This is a genomic window from Parafrankia elaeagni, assembly GCF_000374165.1.
Classification (GTDB): Bacteria; Actinomycetota; Actinomycetes; order Frankiales; family Frankiaceae; genus Parafrankia; species Parafrankia elaeagni.
In genome coordinates this window covers 166,660-181,442 of record NZ_KB893750.1, presented here as the reverse complement: position 1 = coordinate 181,442, position 14,783 = coordinate 166,660, and the positions used below count along the sequence as shown (strand labels likewise).

The 14,783-nt window shown below is 73.0% G+C and carries 11 protein-coding genes; 4 read left to right on the top strand and 7 right to left on the bottom strand.

Annotated features, from left to right (window positions below; translation table 11 throughout):
* Positions 1-331 precede the first annotated feature (331 nt).
* Both B207_RS0124095 and B207_RS0124090 read right to left on the bottom strand, forming a co-directional pair.
* Positions 332-1,045: a response regulator transcription factor gene (locus B207_RS0124095; protein WP_018639223.1), complete on the bottom strand. Its 714-nt coding sequence runs from the start codon at positions 1,043-1,045 to the stop codon at positions 332-334.
* Positions 1,042-2,466 carry a sensor histidine kinase gene (locus B207_RS0124090; protein ID WP_018639221.1) on the bottom strand — a complete coding sequence of 475 codons (1,425 nt, stop codon included), beginning with the start codon at positions 2,464-2,466 and terminating at the stop codon, positions 1,042-1,044. Before B207_RS0124090 ends, B207_RS0124095 begins: the two co-directional genes overlap by 4 nt.
* A 160-nt stretch (positions 2,467-2,626) precedes the next feature.
* Between B207_RS0124090 and B207_RS35295 the strand changes: the two genes are divergently transcribed.
* Complete coding sequence (locus B207_RS35295; protein WP_018639220.1) at positions 2,627-4,990, top strand: MMPL family transporter; 2,364 nt, start codon at positions 2,627-2,629, stop codon at positions 4,988-4,990.
* 258 nt (positions 4,991-5,248) lie between these two features.
* On the opposite strand, the gene B207_RS0124080 is transcribed toward B207_RS35295, so the two are convergent.
* Genes B207_RS0124080 through B207_RS0124070 form a run of 3 tightly spaced genes read right to left on the bottom strand, consistent with a single transcriptional unit; the run spans position 5,249 to position 8,296 of the window.
* On the bottom strand, positions 5,249-5,809 hold the full coding sequence (locus tag B207_RS0124080; protein ID WP_018639218.1) for a serine O-acetyltransferase: 561 nt from the start codon (positions 5,807-5,809) through the stop codon (positions 5,249-5,251).
* On the bottom strand, positions 5,799-6,035 hold the full coding sequence (locus tag B207_RS0124075) for an acyl carrier protein (protein WP_018639214.1): 237 nt from the start codon (positions 6,033-6,035) through the stop codon (positions 5,799-5,801). The genes B207_RS0124080 and B207_RS0124075 overlap by 11 nt, the downstream gene beginning before the upstream one ends.
* Entirely contained in the window at positions 6,035-8,296 is a 2,262-nt protein-coding gene (locus B207_RS0124070; protein WP_018639212.1) for an HAD-IIIC family phosphatase, read from the bottom strand. Before B207_RS0124070 ends, B207_RS0124075 begins: the two co-directional genes overlap by 1 nt.
* A gap of 619 nt (positions 8,297-8,915) precedes the next feature.
* On the opposite strand from B207_RS0124070, the gene B207_RS0124065 reads away from it, so the two are divergent.
* Together B207_RS0124065 and B207_RS0124060 are read left to right on the top strand one after the other, a co-directional pair.
* Positions 8,916-9,452 (top strand): flavin reductase family protein, encoded by a 537-nt coding sequence (locus B207_RS0124065; RefSeq protein ID WP_230205195.1) that lies wholly within the window; start codon positions 8,916-8,918, stop codon positions 9,450-9,452.
* A 34-nt stretch (positions 9,453-9,486) separates the two neighbouring features.
* Positions 9,487-10,035: an NADPH-dependent FMN reductase gene (locus tag B207_RS0124060; protein ID WP_018639208.1), complete on the top strand. Its 549-nt coding sequence runs from the start codon at positions 9,487-9,489 to the stop codon at positions 10,033-10,035.
* Positions 10,036-10,106: 71 nt separating this feature from the next.
* Here the strand turns inward: B207_RS0124060 and B207_RS0124055 are convergent, their stop codons facing one another.
* Positions 10,107-11,012 (bottom strand): hypothetical protein, encoded by a 906-nt coding sequence (locus tag B207_RS0124055; RefSeq protein WP_026311392.1) that lies wholly within the window; start codon positions 11,010-11,012, stop codon positions 10,107-10,109.
* A gap of 401 nt (positions 11,013-11,413) precedes the next feature.
* Between B207_RS0124055 and B207_RS42385 the strand changes: the two genes are divergently transcribed.
* Entirely contained in the window at positions 11,414-12,259 is an 846-nt protein-coding gene (locus B207_RS42385; RefSeq protein WP_195905341.1) for a hypothetical protein, read from the top strand.
* 774 nt (positions 12,260-13,033) lie between these two features.
* On the opposite strand, the gene B207_RS0124045 is transcribed toward B207_RS42385, so the two are convergent.
* Positions 13,034-14,713: an acyl-CoA dehydrogenase family protein gene (locus B207_RS0124045; RefSeq protein WP_018639205.1), complete on the bottom strand. Its 1,680-nt coding sequence runs from the start codon at positions 14,711-14,713 to the stop codon at positions 13,034-13,036.
* Positions 14,714-14,783: the final 70 nt, after the last annotated feature.

Genomic DNA, 14,783 nt, shown 5'->3' with positions numbered 1-14,783 from the left:
GCACGGACTGTCCATTCATGCGAATAGGTGGGGGTGTCGGCAGCGCGGCGGGAGCCGCGGGCGGACCGACAGACATCTGGGATAGCGAACTCAAAGACACGGCGGCACGGTAGCGGATGCCCGGACAGGGTAACCAAGTGACCTGATCACTCGCAGAGAAGTGCAGCGGAGATCACTCAGCTTCTTTTCCGCCAGCCGAGCCCCAACACCTTGATTATTGAGATATCTCCCCTTCGAGACCGCTCTCCGGCACGATTCAACGGCTCTGATCCGCCGGCCGACAATGGGACGCAAACACCACGACGGCTGTTGGCGAATGCACACCATACGCTCAGGTGCTCAGGTTCCGCACGCCCCTCGGCCCGGATCCGTCCGGTCCGTCGGCACGAAAGCCGACGTCATGCGCCAGTACGATCGCGCCGGCCCGGTCACGCACCTCCAGCTTTCCGAAGATGCTGCCGACGTGGGCCTTCACCGTGCGCTCAGCCACCCGCAGCTCCGCCGCTATCTCACGATTCGTGGCACCGCGCGCCATCGCCTGCAGGACCTGCAGCTCGCGGTCGGAAAGGCGCTCGAACCTCCGCCGCACCCCGAGATCGGCGACGGCCTTGGTACGCAGTGCGGCGAGCAGGCGCCCGCTCGCCGACGGATCGATCCAGGAGCCGCCCTGGGCGACGAGCCGGATGGCCCGGACGATGTCCTCGGCCGGGCGGTCCTTCAGGATGAACCCGGCCGCCCCGGCCGCCATCGCGCCCCACATGACGTCGTCGTCGCTGAAGGTTGTGAGCACCAGGACCGGCGGGTGCTCCCCTGCCCGCCCGAGAGCGCGCAGGGCATCGACGCCGTCCATACGGGCCATCCGGATATCCAGCAGGATGACATCGGGCGACAGCGCACGAACCGCGGGAAGGACCTCGTCGCCGTCCGCTCGCTCACCGACGATGTCGATGCCGGGCTCCGCGCTCAGGACAAGCGCGATGCCCGCGCGCACCAGCTGCTGGTCGTCGACCAGCAGTACGCGCAGCACCGGCTCCGGGTAGCTCACCGAGCACCTCCCGCCGCCGACCCCACCGGGCCCACCGGGCCGCCGGCGGTCATCATGGGGATCGAGGCGGCCACCTCCCAGCCGTCGTCCCGGGGGCCGGCCGTGATCGAACCGCCGAGCGCGTGGACCCGTTCGATCATCCCGGAGAGCCCCATCCCCGGCGGACGCGGCCCTGCCAGACCTGCGGCGGCCCTGCCGGCAGAGCCGGACCCCCCAGAGCCGGATTCTCCACCGGCGAGCTGGCCGCCGCGCGCCGCGAACCGCCGCTCGGGAGCGCCAGCACCGTTGCCGGACGCCGGGCCCCGGAGGCCCCACCGGGGCGCATCGTTGCGGATCACCACGTGGACCGCGGCGGCGACCACCTCGATGCTGATCGCCGTCGCGGCGCCGCCGGCGTGGTGCAGGACGTTCGCCAACGCCTCACGCACCGTCCGGAACAGGACCGAACCGGCGGCCTGGTCGAGCCCGTCGAGACTGTCCTGGCCACGGTCGTCCACGACCGAGAAGGCGACCTCCATCCCGCTGCGCCGGTAGCCCTCGACCAGGGCGCCGATGTCGTGCGCCGCCGGCAGCGGCCCAGCGCCCATGCCACCGCCACCGCCACCGACGCCCACTCCGCTGCCGCCACCACCGCCGCCCCGGCTGTCACCGCCGAGCAGGCCGACGACCCGGCGGATCCCCTGCAGGCTCTCCCGCCCGACGTCCTCGGCCCGGGCCAGCGCCTCGTCAGCGCGCGCGGGCTCGCTGCGGATCAGCCGGCGGGCCCCGGTGATGTTGAGCAGCGCCACCGCCAGCGAATGCGCGACCAGGTCGTGGACGTCCTGCGCGATCCGCCGGCGTTCGTCGGTCGCCGCGGCGGCGACCAGCTGGTCCTGCGCCCTGGCCAGCTCGGCGGCGAGAACGCCGGTCCGTCGCAGCACCCCGCCGGTGGCGGTCGCGTACAGCGCGGCGGCACCCCAGACGATCGAGCCCGAGGCCAGGTAGCCATCGTGCTCCCCGGCTGGCTGGCGGCTGAAGTCCACGTACGACAGGACGACGACCGCCGTGACCATCGACGCGTTGAGCGGCACCGACGGCGACCGCAGCGCGACCCAGGCCGCAACGGCCACCAGCACCAGCAGCGCGGACTTCGGCGCGTCCAGCAGGATCAGCCCTGTCACCGACGCGACGCTGACCGGTGCGGCCAGAGCCGGCGGGACCCGCCGGCCGCCGATCTCGGCGGCCGGCGCCGCCACCGCGAGCAGGATCAGCACCAGCGCCACCGGCTCCGCACCGACAAGCAGCGCGCTGATGAGCGCGGCGAGGCAGGTGAGGCCGTAGACGGCACCGTCCGCGAGCCGCACCATGCCGGCCAGCGGGTCGGCGGCGCTGTCTCGTGCGGGCCGGCCGAGCGGCGTACCACCGGACCGCCCGAGGTTCATGCCCACGCATCTCACCGTACGAGGCGGCCCGGTGCGCCGCCTCGTACTCAGGACGGTCCGGGCACCTGGACCGCGGTACAGCCCCCGGCCGGCCCACGTCCCGGGGGCTGATGGCCGCGGGCCGGATGTGCCCGGCCGGCGCCGGTGGCCTACTCGGGCCATGCCTTCAGGACCTTCATCCACCTTCTCCGCCTTCTCCGACTTCTCCGAGCGGCTCGTGGCTGCCCGAGGGCGCGTCCTCCTCTGCGTCCTGCTGGGCCTGGCCGTGCTGACGGGACTGCGCGTCGTCGCGGGCGGCGCACTCGCCGAAGGCGGTGTCTCGCCGCCGGACAGCGAGTCCGCCCGGGCGGCCGACCTGCTGACGGATCATTTCGACCACACCCCCACGGGTCTGGTCGCCGTGATCGCCGCCACCGGTGCGCCGGGCCCGGAGGCGATGCGGCCGGTGGATGCGCCGGCGCTCGTCGCGGAGGGCTCCCTGGTCCGCGACCTGCTCGCCGCCGAACCGGCGGTCGCGTCGGTCGTCTCCTGCTGGGATTCCGCGAGCTCGGCGGGCGGGACGCTGTGCTCCGCCGACGGCCGGCACGCGCTCGTGGTGGCAAGCCTGCGCGGCGACGACGGCGAACGGGCCTCCCTGGCAGGCGACCTCGCCGAGCGGCTGCGCCGTTCCACCCCGGCGGCCACGGTCAGCGTGACCGGTCCCGACGTCGTCGCGGCCGAGGTGGGCGACCGGACCGCGACGGACCTGCTGCGCGCCGAGCTGGTCGCCCTACCGTTGATCATGGTGCTGCTGGTGCTGTTCCTGCGCGGCGTGCGGGTCGCACTCGTCCCGGTCGCCGTCGGCATGCTGACCGTGCTCGGTGGCATCGCGCTGATGGGCCTGCTGGCCGGCGTCATCCAGGTGACGACGTTCAGCACCAACATCGTCGTCGGGCTCGGGCTCGGGCTGTCCATCGACTACGTGCTGCTGCTGATCGCGCGGTACCGGGAGGAGCTGGCCAAGACACCGGGCCGGGACGCCGCGACAGGCCGGGCCACCGCGGCGGACCGAAACACGGCGGCGGACCGGGACGCCGCGATGGCCACGGCAGTCCGGGTGTCCGGTCGGACGATCATGTTCTCGGCGGCGACGGTGGCTGTCTCACTGCTGGCGCTGGCGATGTTCCCGGTGCCGTTCCTGCGCACGATGGCCGTTGCCGGCGTCATCGCCACGGTGCTGGCTGCCCTGTTCACCGTGTTGGTCGTCCCGGCCGCCGTGGCCTTGGTCGGCGATCGGATGATTCCGCGCGGGCGCCGCGCAGCCACCGACACCGGCGGGTTCTGGGTGCCCCTCGCCGGTGCGGTGATGCGACGTCCGGTGGTGGTCGCGATGCTCGTCGTCGGGGTCCTGCTGGTGCTCGCGCTGCCGGTCGGCCAGCTCACGCTCGGCGTCTATGACGACCGCAACCTGCCGACCTCCAGCGCGTCCCGTCAGGCGGCCGAGGTCATCCGCCAGGAGTTCGACGGGCGGGAGAGCGGGGCTTTCGACGTCGTCGCGACGGGTCTGGGCGCAGCGGCGGGCGGGGCCGGCGCCAGCTCCGCGGCGAGCCTGGACGCCTTCGCCGCGGAGCTGGCGGCGCTGCCGGACGTGGCGCGAGTGACCGCACCCCGCGTCGTCGGGGACGCCGCGTATCTCTCGGTGGTCCCGACGGTTGACCCGAACTCGGCCCGGGCCGAGGCGCTCCTGGACGACGTCCGAGATCTGCGCCCGCCCTTCCTGACGCTGGTCGGCGGCCCGACGGCCGCGCAGGTCGACACCACCGACGCGCTGCTCTCCCGGCTCCCGCTCGTCGGTGGCTTCATCGCGACCGTCACGCTGCTGGCGCTGGTCGCAATGCTCGGCTCGGTGCTTGTGCCGTTGCAGGCGCTGCTGCTCAACGTGTTGGGGCTCGGCGCGACGTTCGGCGTCCTGGTGTGGGTGTTCCAGGACGGCAACCTGTCCGGTCTGCTGGGCTTCACCGCGGTCGGGTCGGTGCCGGCGGCCATGCCGGTACTTGTCTTCTGCGTGGCCTTCGGTGTGTCGATGGACTACACGGTGTTCCTGCTGGCCCGCGTACGCGAGGACTACGACCGCACCGGCGATCCGGCCGCGGCGATCGTCAGCGGGATGCGTCATACCGGTCGCATCGTCACCTTCGCCGCACTGCTGCTGGCCACGGTGTTCGCCGGGTTCATCACCTCGTCAGTCACCAGCATCAAGCTGCTCGGGACGGGTCTCGCCCTCGCGGTCCTGCTGGACGCCTGCGTGCTGCGGGCGTTGCTCGCACCGGCCCTGCTGCGGATCACCGGCCACGCGAGCTGGTGGGCGCCGGCTCCGGTACGCCGACTCGGCGCCCGGTTCGGGCTGTCCGAACAGGGGACGCCGCCTGCGCACGACGCCCGACCGCAGGCGGCGGTCGCTGCCGCGACCGTGGCCGCGCAGCCGCCGACTGCCCACCCGCAGGCGGCGGCCGCCCATCCGCAACGGCCGGCGGGCGGCCGGTGAGGCACCGCCGGTGAGGCACCGGTGGCCGGGCCCGCCACAGCCCGGCCACCGCCCGCCAGCAGGTGTCTCAAACGGCGTCGCAACCACGGTCATCCTCGTCGTGTCCTGCGCGGCGGCTGGAATCGTGCGCTCACCCGCGGCGCCGACATCGCGCCAGCGGCGCTCGCGGTCACGGCAGGGTCGGCACTCCCCCGATGCGACCAGGCCCGACCCGGTCCGCAGAGGCGGAGCGGCACGGCGTCACGATGGCCTCGTCACTCACGAGGGAGGAGCCGCAGCCGCAGCCGCAGCAGCCGCCGGACGCATGATCCGCGCCGGTGCGGCGAAAACGGTCGACCCGGCCGGGACGTCCACGGTCACGATCGAGCCGGGCCCGATCCGGACGTCGTCGCCGATGGTGATCGGCCCGATCAGGTGGGCACCCGGCGCGATGTCCACCCGGGAGCCGATCTTCGGGACGGCGTCGGGGGGCGCCTGCGGGTTCGCGTAGCCGATGGTCACTCCGTGGCGGAGGATCGTGTCGTCGCCGATCACGCAGTGGCGCGGGATCATGAGCGCCTGGTGGTGTCCGATGAGCACCCGACGCCCGATCGCCGCATCGACGGAGATCTCGGTGCCGTGCAGGTTACGGATGACGATGTTGTTCACGGCCCTGAAGGCAAGCGTGCCGAGCCGCCCGACGACCCCGCCGCGCTCCCGGCACCACCGGCCGAACCGGTGGACGGCCAGCGCCTGGTAGCCGGGGTGCAGCCAGGAGCCGTAGTGGACGGCCCTGTCCTCGCGTAGCTGCTCTCGCAGCGAAAGCCGCTCACCCGACACTGCTGAGTTCCTCGATGCAGGTCCGCAGCTCACCGACATTCGCGAACGAGCCCAGCCGCTCGTCGGGAATCTGGACGCCGAACTCGCTCTCCACCGCGTAGATCAGGTTGATGTGGGCCAGGGAGTCCCAGCCGGGAACCTGGTCCGACGTGGTGGTGTCGGAGACGACCAGTTCGTCGTCGCTGAAGATCTCCCGAAAGACCTGGGTGAGGCGCTCGTGCACCATCAGCCGGCCACCTCCTCCATCGCTCGTTCCATGATTGGCGCCGAGGCACTCGACTCCGCGGTCCCGACCGTGTGCGGCCGGGGTTCGGGCAGTTCACGCGACCGCGGTGGCTGGGGACCAGGTTCCTGTCGGCCAGGCCCGCACCGGCTGTCACCGGCCGGGCGGCCGTCGACGATCCGGATGAGGCCGGGACTGCGCTGCGCGTGCGTCACGGGCAGCAGCCAGTCGGTGCGCTCACCCCCCGGAGCGCCGTCCGCACCCTCGCCGCCCTCGCCGCTGCCGCCGCTGCCGCGGCTGCCGATCGGGTCGAAGCCCAGCCGGGGATAGAGATCCGCCACCAGGGCGTTCTTCGCCGTCGGCAGGTAGTGGCCCCGCACCGCGGCGCACCCGAGGCGACGAGCCTCCTCGACGATCAGCCCGGCGATCTCGTTCTCGAGCGTGCGGCCGATGACCCGGCAGCTCATCAGCCAGGTGTCCACGTCCAGCACCGTCAGATCAGCCTCGGCACTGTCACCGGCCCCGGCCCCGGCCCCGGCGACAGCCGCGGCTCCGGTCTCCCGCTGCCGGCGGGCGATCACCACTGCCACCAGTCCGTGGTCGGCGAAGCGGTCGGCCAGCCGCAGGCAGAGGACGACCGACGAGGGATCAGCCGCCAGCTCGGCGACCTCCGCCGCACCCCGGCGCCGGGTCGTCAGGTTGAACTGGTTCGTCTTCCCGATGAGCTGCACGACCCGTGGCAGCGTCAGCTCGTCGAGCGGCACCACGGTCGCGGTCATCTCCAGCCCGCGGTGGAACTCCTCCAGGGAGGACGCCGACGCAGCCAGCTCTGCCGCCTGGGCGCGGGCCCGGTACTGCTCGGTGCGGGAGGTGTCCTCCGACGTGAGGACGCCTGGTTCGAAGAACGGGTAGTCGGCGAGTGCGCGCACGTACTCGTGGGGGTCCCGCGGCAGCGCGATCACGTCGACCTCGGGCAGCAGCTGCCTGACCACCTCACGCTCGGCCGGGTTGTCGTCGACGAACACCAGCGACTCCAGCCCGATGCCGAGCGTGTGCGCGATGCGGCGGATCTGGGTCGGCTTGTCGTCCCAGGACGCGCTGAACATCGCGATGTCGCCGAGCCGCAGCCGCATGGCGGGGTGCCGCTCGAAGGCCTCGCGGGCGTCAGCGTCGTTGTTCTTCGAGCACACGGCGAGGATCACGCCGCGGTCGCGGAGCAGGGCGATGTACTCCTGGAACGCGCTGAAGGCCTCCCCGACCGGGCCGTCGCCCAGCGCGATGCCGGCGAGGCCTTCCTCTCCGAGCACCCCGCCCCACAGAGTGTTGTCAAGATCGAGGACGAGGCACTTGCGGCTGACCCCGAGCTGGGCGCCGAGCACGGCGGCGGTGTGCCGGGCCAGTGCGGGAACATGACCGAGGGCAACCGCCTGCTTGGCGCGGTGCCAGTAGCGGGGGTCGAACCAGTCACGCTTGCCGACCGTCGCGGCGAGGCGCTCGCAGTCGACGAAGGACACACCGGCGAACCCGCGTTCCACCGGCCCGCCCTCCACCGACGCGCCCGGGGTCGACGTGCCTGAGGCCGACGTGCCGGCCGCGGCCTCGCCGAGCGCGGTGTTGAGCGCGGCGAGGAGCGAGGAACGCGCCGCGGGCGTGCGCCGGGCCAGGTGGCCGAACGGGTCGACCTCCGGTACGACGAAGGTGTGCTGGATGACGCGGGCGCCCAGCCGGGAGACGATGATTTCCCACAGCGATGTCCAACGGGCCGCCTCGGCGCGGACCGCCTGGTCGGGGTCCTCGGCGAAGGCCGGCAGCGCGGTGTCGCCGGCGTGCACCGCGAGGACGACGGCGTCCGGGCCGAATCCGTACAGGCCGCTGGAGGGGTCGAGCACCTCCTGGCGGTACTGGCCGTAGCCGCACTCGTACACCTCGACGGCGACGCCCGCGCGGGCCGCGGCCAGCGGCAGCAGCGCGGCGAACTGCGCGGTGGTGTAGCTGCCGAGCACAGCGACCTTCACCGGCCGCAGCCGCAGGTCGGCCGCCGGGAGCGCGCGGCGCAGCACACCGGCGGCTGCCGTCCAGCCGGCGAGGTCCCCTCCCGCGTCGGTCAGCGCCAGCGCCCAGCGCACGGCCGCGGTGTGATCACCTGCCCGCTCGTGGGCCAGGGCGAGGTCACGGCACAGCCCAGCTGTCGGGACCTCGACCGAGGCGGCGGCCGCCGCCAGTTCCGCGATGCTCCGCCCACTGCGGCGCTCGGAATCAGCCATGGATCGAATTCCTCCCCCGGGCGCCTGTCGCAGAGCGCCCTGCTACACGGAGACGCGAGTCAACTCTACCCTTACGTAAGGGTCTCCGGACAACGGCAGGGGATCTCCCCGGTCCATCCGAGAAGCCACTGGACGACCACACATCAACGGACAACCACCGATCGGCGGACAGTCGCTTCCGGGTCCGACGGCCGTTTACGGACCGACCCCGGACCACCCCGCGCCGGAGCCGGCGCCGGTTCCGGCGCCTACACCCGTCCGGCCTGGCCCGGCCTGGCCCGGCACGCCCCCCGCACCGGCGGACGTCCTGACCCACGCCACCCGCCGGACGTCATCGCCGGGCCAGCGGAATTCGGGAGATTCCCCCCGCCGCCGCCGACAAACCAGGCGACCTTGGCGGCAGCAGACAGCGCAACGGGCACACCACTGTGGTGTAACAGCCGTGACACCTGCGGGCGTGAGCGTACGAGTGTGGCCCGCGAGAACTCGGCCGGCACGGATGACGGACGGAACTCGCGGGATCTCGTGGCACTGTTCGCCGGCGCACGTCCGGTCTCCAACGATCGGCGCCGGCCCGGCCCAACCCGCGGAGGCACCGATGACCCAGGCAGCGCGTGGCGTGATCACGCAGCGCCAGCCCCCGGCGGGGACGATCCCACCGCCGAGAGTCTTCACCGCTACCGAGGCGGCGGATTTCCGTACCGTTCTCGGTCACTTCTGCTCCGGGATCGTGATTGTCACCGCCGTCATTGGCGCCGAACCCGTCGGAATGACCTGTCAGTCATTCAGCAGCGCCTCCCTGGACCCGCCATTGATCATGTTTCTACCGGCTCGGACGTCCACGAGCTACCCGCGGATCCGGTCGAACGGCCGCTTCTGCGTGAATGTGCTCGACAACTCTCAGGAGTCGATATCCCAGCAGTTCGCAATGAGCGGCACCGACAAGTGGCGCGGGATAGGCTGGACGCCGGGCGAAAACGGGGCACCCATCCTCCACGGGGCCCTCGCATGGATGGAGTGCTCCCTGCACCGTGAGTACGAGGCCGGCGATCATGTGATCATTCTTGGCCTGGTCGAGCGCCTGGGCGCCGCGGACGCCGGCGAACCACTGCTGTACTTCCGGGGCGCCTACGGTCAGTTCTCGGCACGTCGCTGAAACCGAGTCGCGCGAACCACAGAAGGGTCGTCCCATGCCGCAGCGCCGCGTTCTGAGTGTCGTTGGCAACCCCAGGCCGAAGTCGCGCACCCGGTCGGTGGCGGAGGCGGTGGCGGATCAGGTCGTGGCCGCGTTTCCCGCCGAGGTCGAGGCAGTGAGTGAGGTCCTCGAGGTCAGCGAGCTCGGCCCGGGGCTGCTCGGCTGGGGCAACCCCGCGGTGAAGGCCGCTGTCACGTCCATGAAAACGGCGGACGTCCTGATCGTGGCGACCCCCACCTACAAGGCCACCTACACCGGCCTGCTCAAGCTGTTCCTCGACCAGATCGGCCAGGGCGAGCTGGCCGGGGTGCCGACAGTTCCCGTACTGGTCGCGGGCGCCCCCGAGCACGCGCTGGCGCTCGAGGTCCACCTGCGGCCGCTGCTGGTCGAGATCGGCGCGTCCTGCCCGACGCGCGGGGTGTTCGTGCTGGACTCGGCGCTCGCCGAGCTACCCACCCAGCTCGACGCCTGGGCCGCCGGCAACATCGCCTCGATCACCGCGCTCGCCGCGGCACGGGCCGCTGTGCCGCGGCCCCTCGCCTGAGCGGCCTACCACCAGGCGCATCCCTCGGGCCTCGGATACCGCCGTCAGGGCGCGGCCGTCAGCCACAGCCGTCAGCCGCACTGGCCGGTCAGCTCCGGAAAGACGTCCCTGACCCGGACATCCGGGAGTCCCACGTCGATCCCGCCGAGCCCTTCGTCGTCACACCAGGGCGCCGGGTGCGGCACTGAACCGGGAATGGGCCCGGGGCTCGCCGGGCCCGGCGGCTCCGTCCCCTCGTCCACGCCCCGCTCGTCGATACCACTGGTACCACCCGTCCCGTTGTTTCCCGGCGCGGAGGCGCCGCCAGGCGGCGCCGCGTCACCCACCCCCGGCGATCCCGGTCCTCCGCCCGGGCCGGGTGTCGTTCCGCTGCCGCGGGCTCCCCGGTAGCCGGGCGACGCCTGCCCAGGCGCTGCCGGCCGGCCCGACCCGCCGTCGGACGGGGTGGAAGTGGGTGTCGGTCCGCCGATGCCCGGGCTCTGTCCGGGTGCGGAGGTCCCGAGCGCCGGCCCACCGCCAGGGCCAGCCTGGCCGCGCTGGGTGCTCTGGGTGCTCTGGGTGCTCTGGCTGGCCGCGGTCCCACCCGGCGCAGTGGTCGCGTCCGGCAGCGGGGTCCGCACGGTCGCGCTGCCGTCCGCAGCACCGCCAGACCCGTCGGGGAACTGCCGAGCGGACGCCCGCGGCAACCCGGTCGCCAGATCGGCGCGGCTCCGCCCGAGCGGCTCCGGAGCAGGTTGGACGGTGGTGGCGGTGCCCAGCGGAGGCGCGGCGATCGTCGCGTCGTGTCGTTCCTCGTCCGGCGCCAGCGCACCGAACGCCGCGACGGCGATCGTGAAGCCGACCGCGGTGACCAGGCCCGCGACCGGCCGGTCGTCGATGCTGAGGCTTGCCACCTGGCCGCGTACCAGACCGATGACGCCCACCACGAGTGCGATCATGGCGAAGGCCGCGGCCATGCCGACGAGTACGGCGATCACAGGTGTCCCCGCAATGTCGCGGCTTCCCGCATTGGTCCCCCCGCGCACCGATCCGATGTCGGCGGGACCCTATCTCACCAAGAGTAGCTACACGATCACTCAACGCGGTGTGTCGGAGCGGTGTCTACCAGGCGACCAGGAACCGAGATTCCGTGACCTGGAGCCTGGGCCCGGGAGCCCCGAGGCTCGGGGCTCGGGGCTCCCGGACGAGGATTCACGGCTTACGGCTTACGGCTTACGGCTTACGGGGAGGCTTACGCGCGGCCGGCTTGGCCGCCCCGGGCTTCCCGGCCGCAGGCTTCTGCGCCACCGGCTTCCCCGCCGACGCGCGACCAGCCACGGCCGGCTTCTGCGCGGCGGGCTTCCGCGCGACAGGCTTGCCGGCCGTGGTCCGGCCGGCCGTGGCCGGCTTGCCGGTCGAGGGCTTCCCGACCGGTTTCGCGGCCGCGGGCTTTCCAGCCGACCTGGCGGGCGCCGGCTTCGCGGCCGGCCTGGCGGGCGCCGGCTTCGCGGCCGGCTTCGCGGGCGCGGGCTTCACAGCCGGCCTCGCAGCCGCCGGCTTCGCAGGCGCAGGCTTTCCCGCCGGCCGGCCGGACGCCGGACTGCCATGGGCTGGCTTCTGCGCCGCTCCGGGGCGGGCGTGTGCGGGGGCCGTGGGACGGGCCGCGGTCGACGAGCCGCCCTCAGCCAAGGACAACGCCGAAGCAAGGCCGGTACGCGCCGCCGCCTCGATCGACCTCCGCGCATCCGCCGGCAGCGGGAACGCGCGCGCGGCTGCGCCCCGCCCAGACGTGACGTGGCGAGACGCCGACGTGGCTGTCGGCCACCAGAAGGTGGGAGGTGACGTCGGCGAGTACCGCGGCGCCGGTGTGGCAGACCGCGAGGTCGTCGGTCCGGACGTGGCCGGCCGCGACGACGTCGGCCTGGCCGAGGGCGGCACGGCCGAGGTGCGGGTGGGGCCGGACGGTCTGGCGGTCCGGGTCGAGGTGGGCGCCGGTCGCGTGCTTGCCCGGGCGCTGGCGGTGGCCGCCGGGCGCGGCGTCGGCGAGGTTCCCGTCCGCGGACGGCTGCTCGCGGACGTCGTCGGGCGCGGACTGCTGCTCGCGCTCGGCGTCGGCCTGGATCCCGCCCCGCTCGGAGTGCGCGTCGCGGGCGTCGAGGGCCGGGGCGAGCGGGTCGTCGCCCCACCGCTGCCTACCGGCGGGTCGACGCGGGTGGTCGTGGGCGCCGGCGGGTTCGGGACGTAGCTCTGGTCCGGGACGGACGCGGCCGGGGGACGTGGCTGCCACGGCGTCCGGGGCGCGCCGGCGGTCGACGGACTCCCGCCACCGGATCCGCTCCCGGACGTCCCGCTCCCGGCGGGCGGTGCTCCCCGCCCGGACGTGGCGACGCTCCCGGCGCCGCCGGAGGACGTGACGTCCGGATCCTGACCACTGTCCAGGTCCGGGCCGGTCGAGGAGGGCTGCGATCCGCTCGCGGACGACACTGGCGGCGCGGCCTGCCGGGGGGATGCCGACACCCCGGGATCGACCCCCTTCGGCCGCGGAACGTCCGGTTCGACCGGCCGGGCCGTGGCGACGGGCTCGCTCGAGCCGCCGAGGCGGATGGCGAGCGCGCTCAGCGCCAGGACCAGGGCGAGGCCGGCCCCGGTGACCATCCCGGCGGTCCGGCGGTCACGGATCCACGCCCATTCGGCGACACCTCGCACCAGGCCGAACAGCCCGGCGAAGACCACCAGGCAGGCCACAGCGAGAAAGAAGACGATCATCACACCCCCGGAGGCAGGCGACGCGGCTCACCCTAGGAGGCAGCCCATCACCTGGCGTTACGCGAAAACTACATTGCGTTTCCAGCAGTGCGAGACTCGGATCGCAACAAACTGTCCAGAGTGAGGATAGGACCGGACGTACCGACCAAGGTCACATCAAGCGACCGTCACACCCATGAGTGCAACTCTCCGTGCTCGGTCAATCGCCGTTTCATCGGCGCCGGTGGATCACCGAAGGCGGCAAAGGGGCCGCTCAGGCGACGGCGGACGGGATCCGCCCGAGGACGCCGTCGAGGTCGAGTCCGGGCGGAAGGGTGCCGAAGGCGAGTCCGGCGTCACCGCCCACCCGGGCTACACAGAACGCGTCCGTGACCGCGGGCGGCGCGTACCGCACCAGAAGTGCGCCCTGCAGGACGAGCGCCATCCGCTCGACGAGACGGCGCGCGATCAGCTCGACGTCGATCTCGGCCCGCTCGCCGGCCGCACCACTCAGGAGGGCGTCGAGCTCGGCGCGCAACTGGCGCCAGGCCTCGTCGAGGTGTCGGTCCGCGCCGGCCGCCGCGTCGACCTCACGCGCGTAGGCGGCCAGGCTCGCCGGCTCGCGGACCAGTGCACGCAGCACATCCAGCGCGTTGACGTTGCCCGAGCCCTCCCAGATGCCGTTCAGCGGTGCCTCACGGTAGAGCCGGGGCATGCCGGAATCCTCCACGTAGCCGTTGCCGCCCAGGCATTCGAGCGCCTCCGCGACCATCACCGGCTGCCGCTTGCAGAGCCAGTACTTGGCGAGTCCGGTTGCCAACCGCCGGAAGGCCCGCTCCTCGTCATCGCCCCTCTCGGCCCGGTCCACCGCGCCGGCCACCCGCATCACCAACGTGATCGCCGCCTCGGACTCCAGCGCGAGATCCGCCAGGACGTTGCGCATCAGTGGCTTCTCGATGAGCAACGATCCGAAGGCCCGCCGGTGCCGCACGTGATGCGCAGCCGCCACCAGCGCCGCGCGCATCCCGGCCGCCGTACCGATCGCGGAGTCCAGCCGGGTCAGCGCGACCATGTCGATAATCGCGCGGACGCCTCGCCCCTCCTCGCCGACGAGGTGGGCGAGCGTGCCGTCGAACTCCGGTTCGGCGCTGGCGTTGCTGCGGTTGCCGAGCTTGTCCTTGAGCCGCTGGATCAGGAACGGGTTGCGACTGCCGTCCGGCAGCACCCGCGGGACCAGCAGGCACGACAGGCCCCCGGGCGCCTGTGCGAGCACCAGGAACAGGTCGCTCATCGGCGCGCTGGTGAACCACTTGTGCCCGCGCAGCAGGTAGGCCCCGTCGCCGACCGGAGTGGCCCTGGTCTCGTTCGTGCGGACGTCCGAACCGCCCTGCTTCTCGGTCATTCCCATGCCGGCAAGCAGGCCCTGCTTGGACCGGGGCGTGCGCAGCCCGGGGTCGTAGACCGAGCTGGTCAGGCCCGGGAGGTAGCTCGCGGCCGATCCGGCGGCGGTGCGCAGGACCGGGACGGCGGCATAGGTCATCGAGACGGGGCAGAGGTGGCCGTGTTCGACCTGCCCCCACACCAGCAGCCCGGCCGCCCGCGCGACATGAGCGCCCGCCTGGTCCGCGACCCATGCGGACCCGGCCAGCCCGGCACCCACCGCAACCCCGAGCAGCTCGTGCCAGGACGGGTGGAAGTCCACCTCGTCGATCCGACTGCCGTACCGGTCATGCGTCCGCAGCACCGGCTCATACCGGTTCGCCTCGTCCCCCCACCGCTGCGCCTCGGCACCACCCGCGAGCCGGCCGAGTCGATGCAGCTCGGCGGCGTGCCCGCCCGCCCCCTCGCGCTCCAGCGCCTCCAGCAGCGGCAGGTCAGCGGCGACATCGTGGCCGACCAGCGGCGGAGGCTGGTTGGTCACCCGGTGGGTCGGACCTGCACCGAACGTCGTCATCCCGGCCTCCCGACCCGCTCCGGCGGCCGGCGGCCCCGGCCAGCTGCCAGCTGCCAGCTGCCAGCTGCGG

Bases quoted from the DNA above. Each gene is read 5' to 3' on its own strand.
- B207_RS0124070 (WP_018639212.1), bottom strand. From the start codon at position 8,296: ATGGCTGATTCCGAGCGCCGCAGTGGGCGGAGCATCGCGGAACTGGCG.
- B207_RS35295 (WP_018639220.1), top strand. From the start codon at position 2,627: ATGCCTTCAGGACCTTCATCCACCTTCTCCGCCTTCTCCGACTTCTCC.
- B207_RS0124045 (WP_018639205.1), bottom strand. From the start codon at position 14,713: ATGACGACGTTCGGTGCAGGTCCGACCCACCGGGTGACCAACCAGCCT.
- B207_RS0124090 (WP_018639221.1), bottom strand. From the start codon at position 2,466: ATGAACCTCGGGCGGTCCGGTGGTACGCCGCTCGGCCGGCCCGCACGA.
- B207_RS0124060 (WP_018639208.1), top strand. From the start codon at position 9,487: ATGCCGCAGCGCCGCGTTCTGAGTGTCGTTGGCAACCCCAGGCCGAAG.
- B207_RS0124075 (WP_018639214.1), bottom strand. From the start codon at position 6,035: ATGGTGCACGAGCGCCTCACCCAGGTCTTTCGGGAGATCTTCAGCGAC.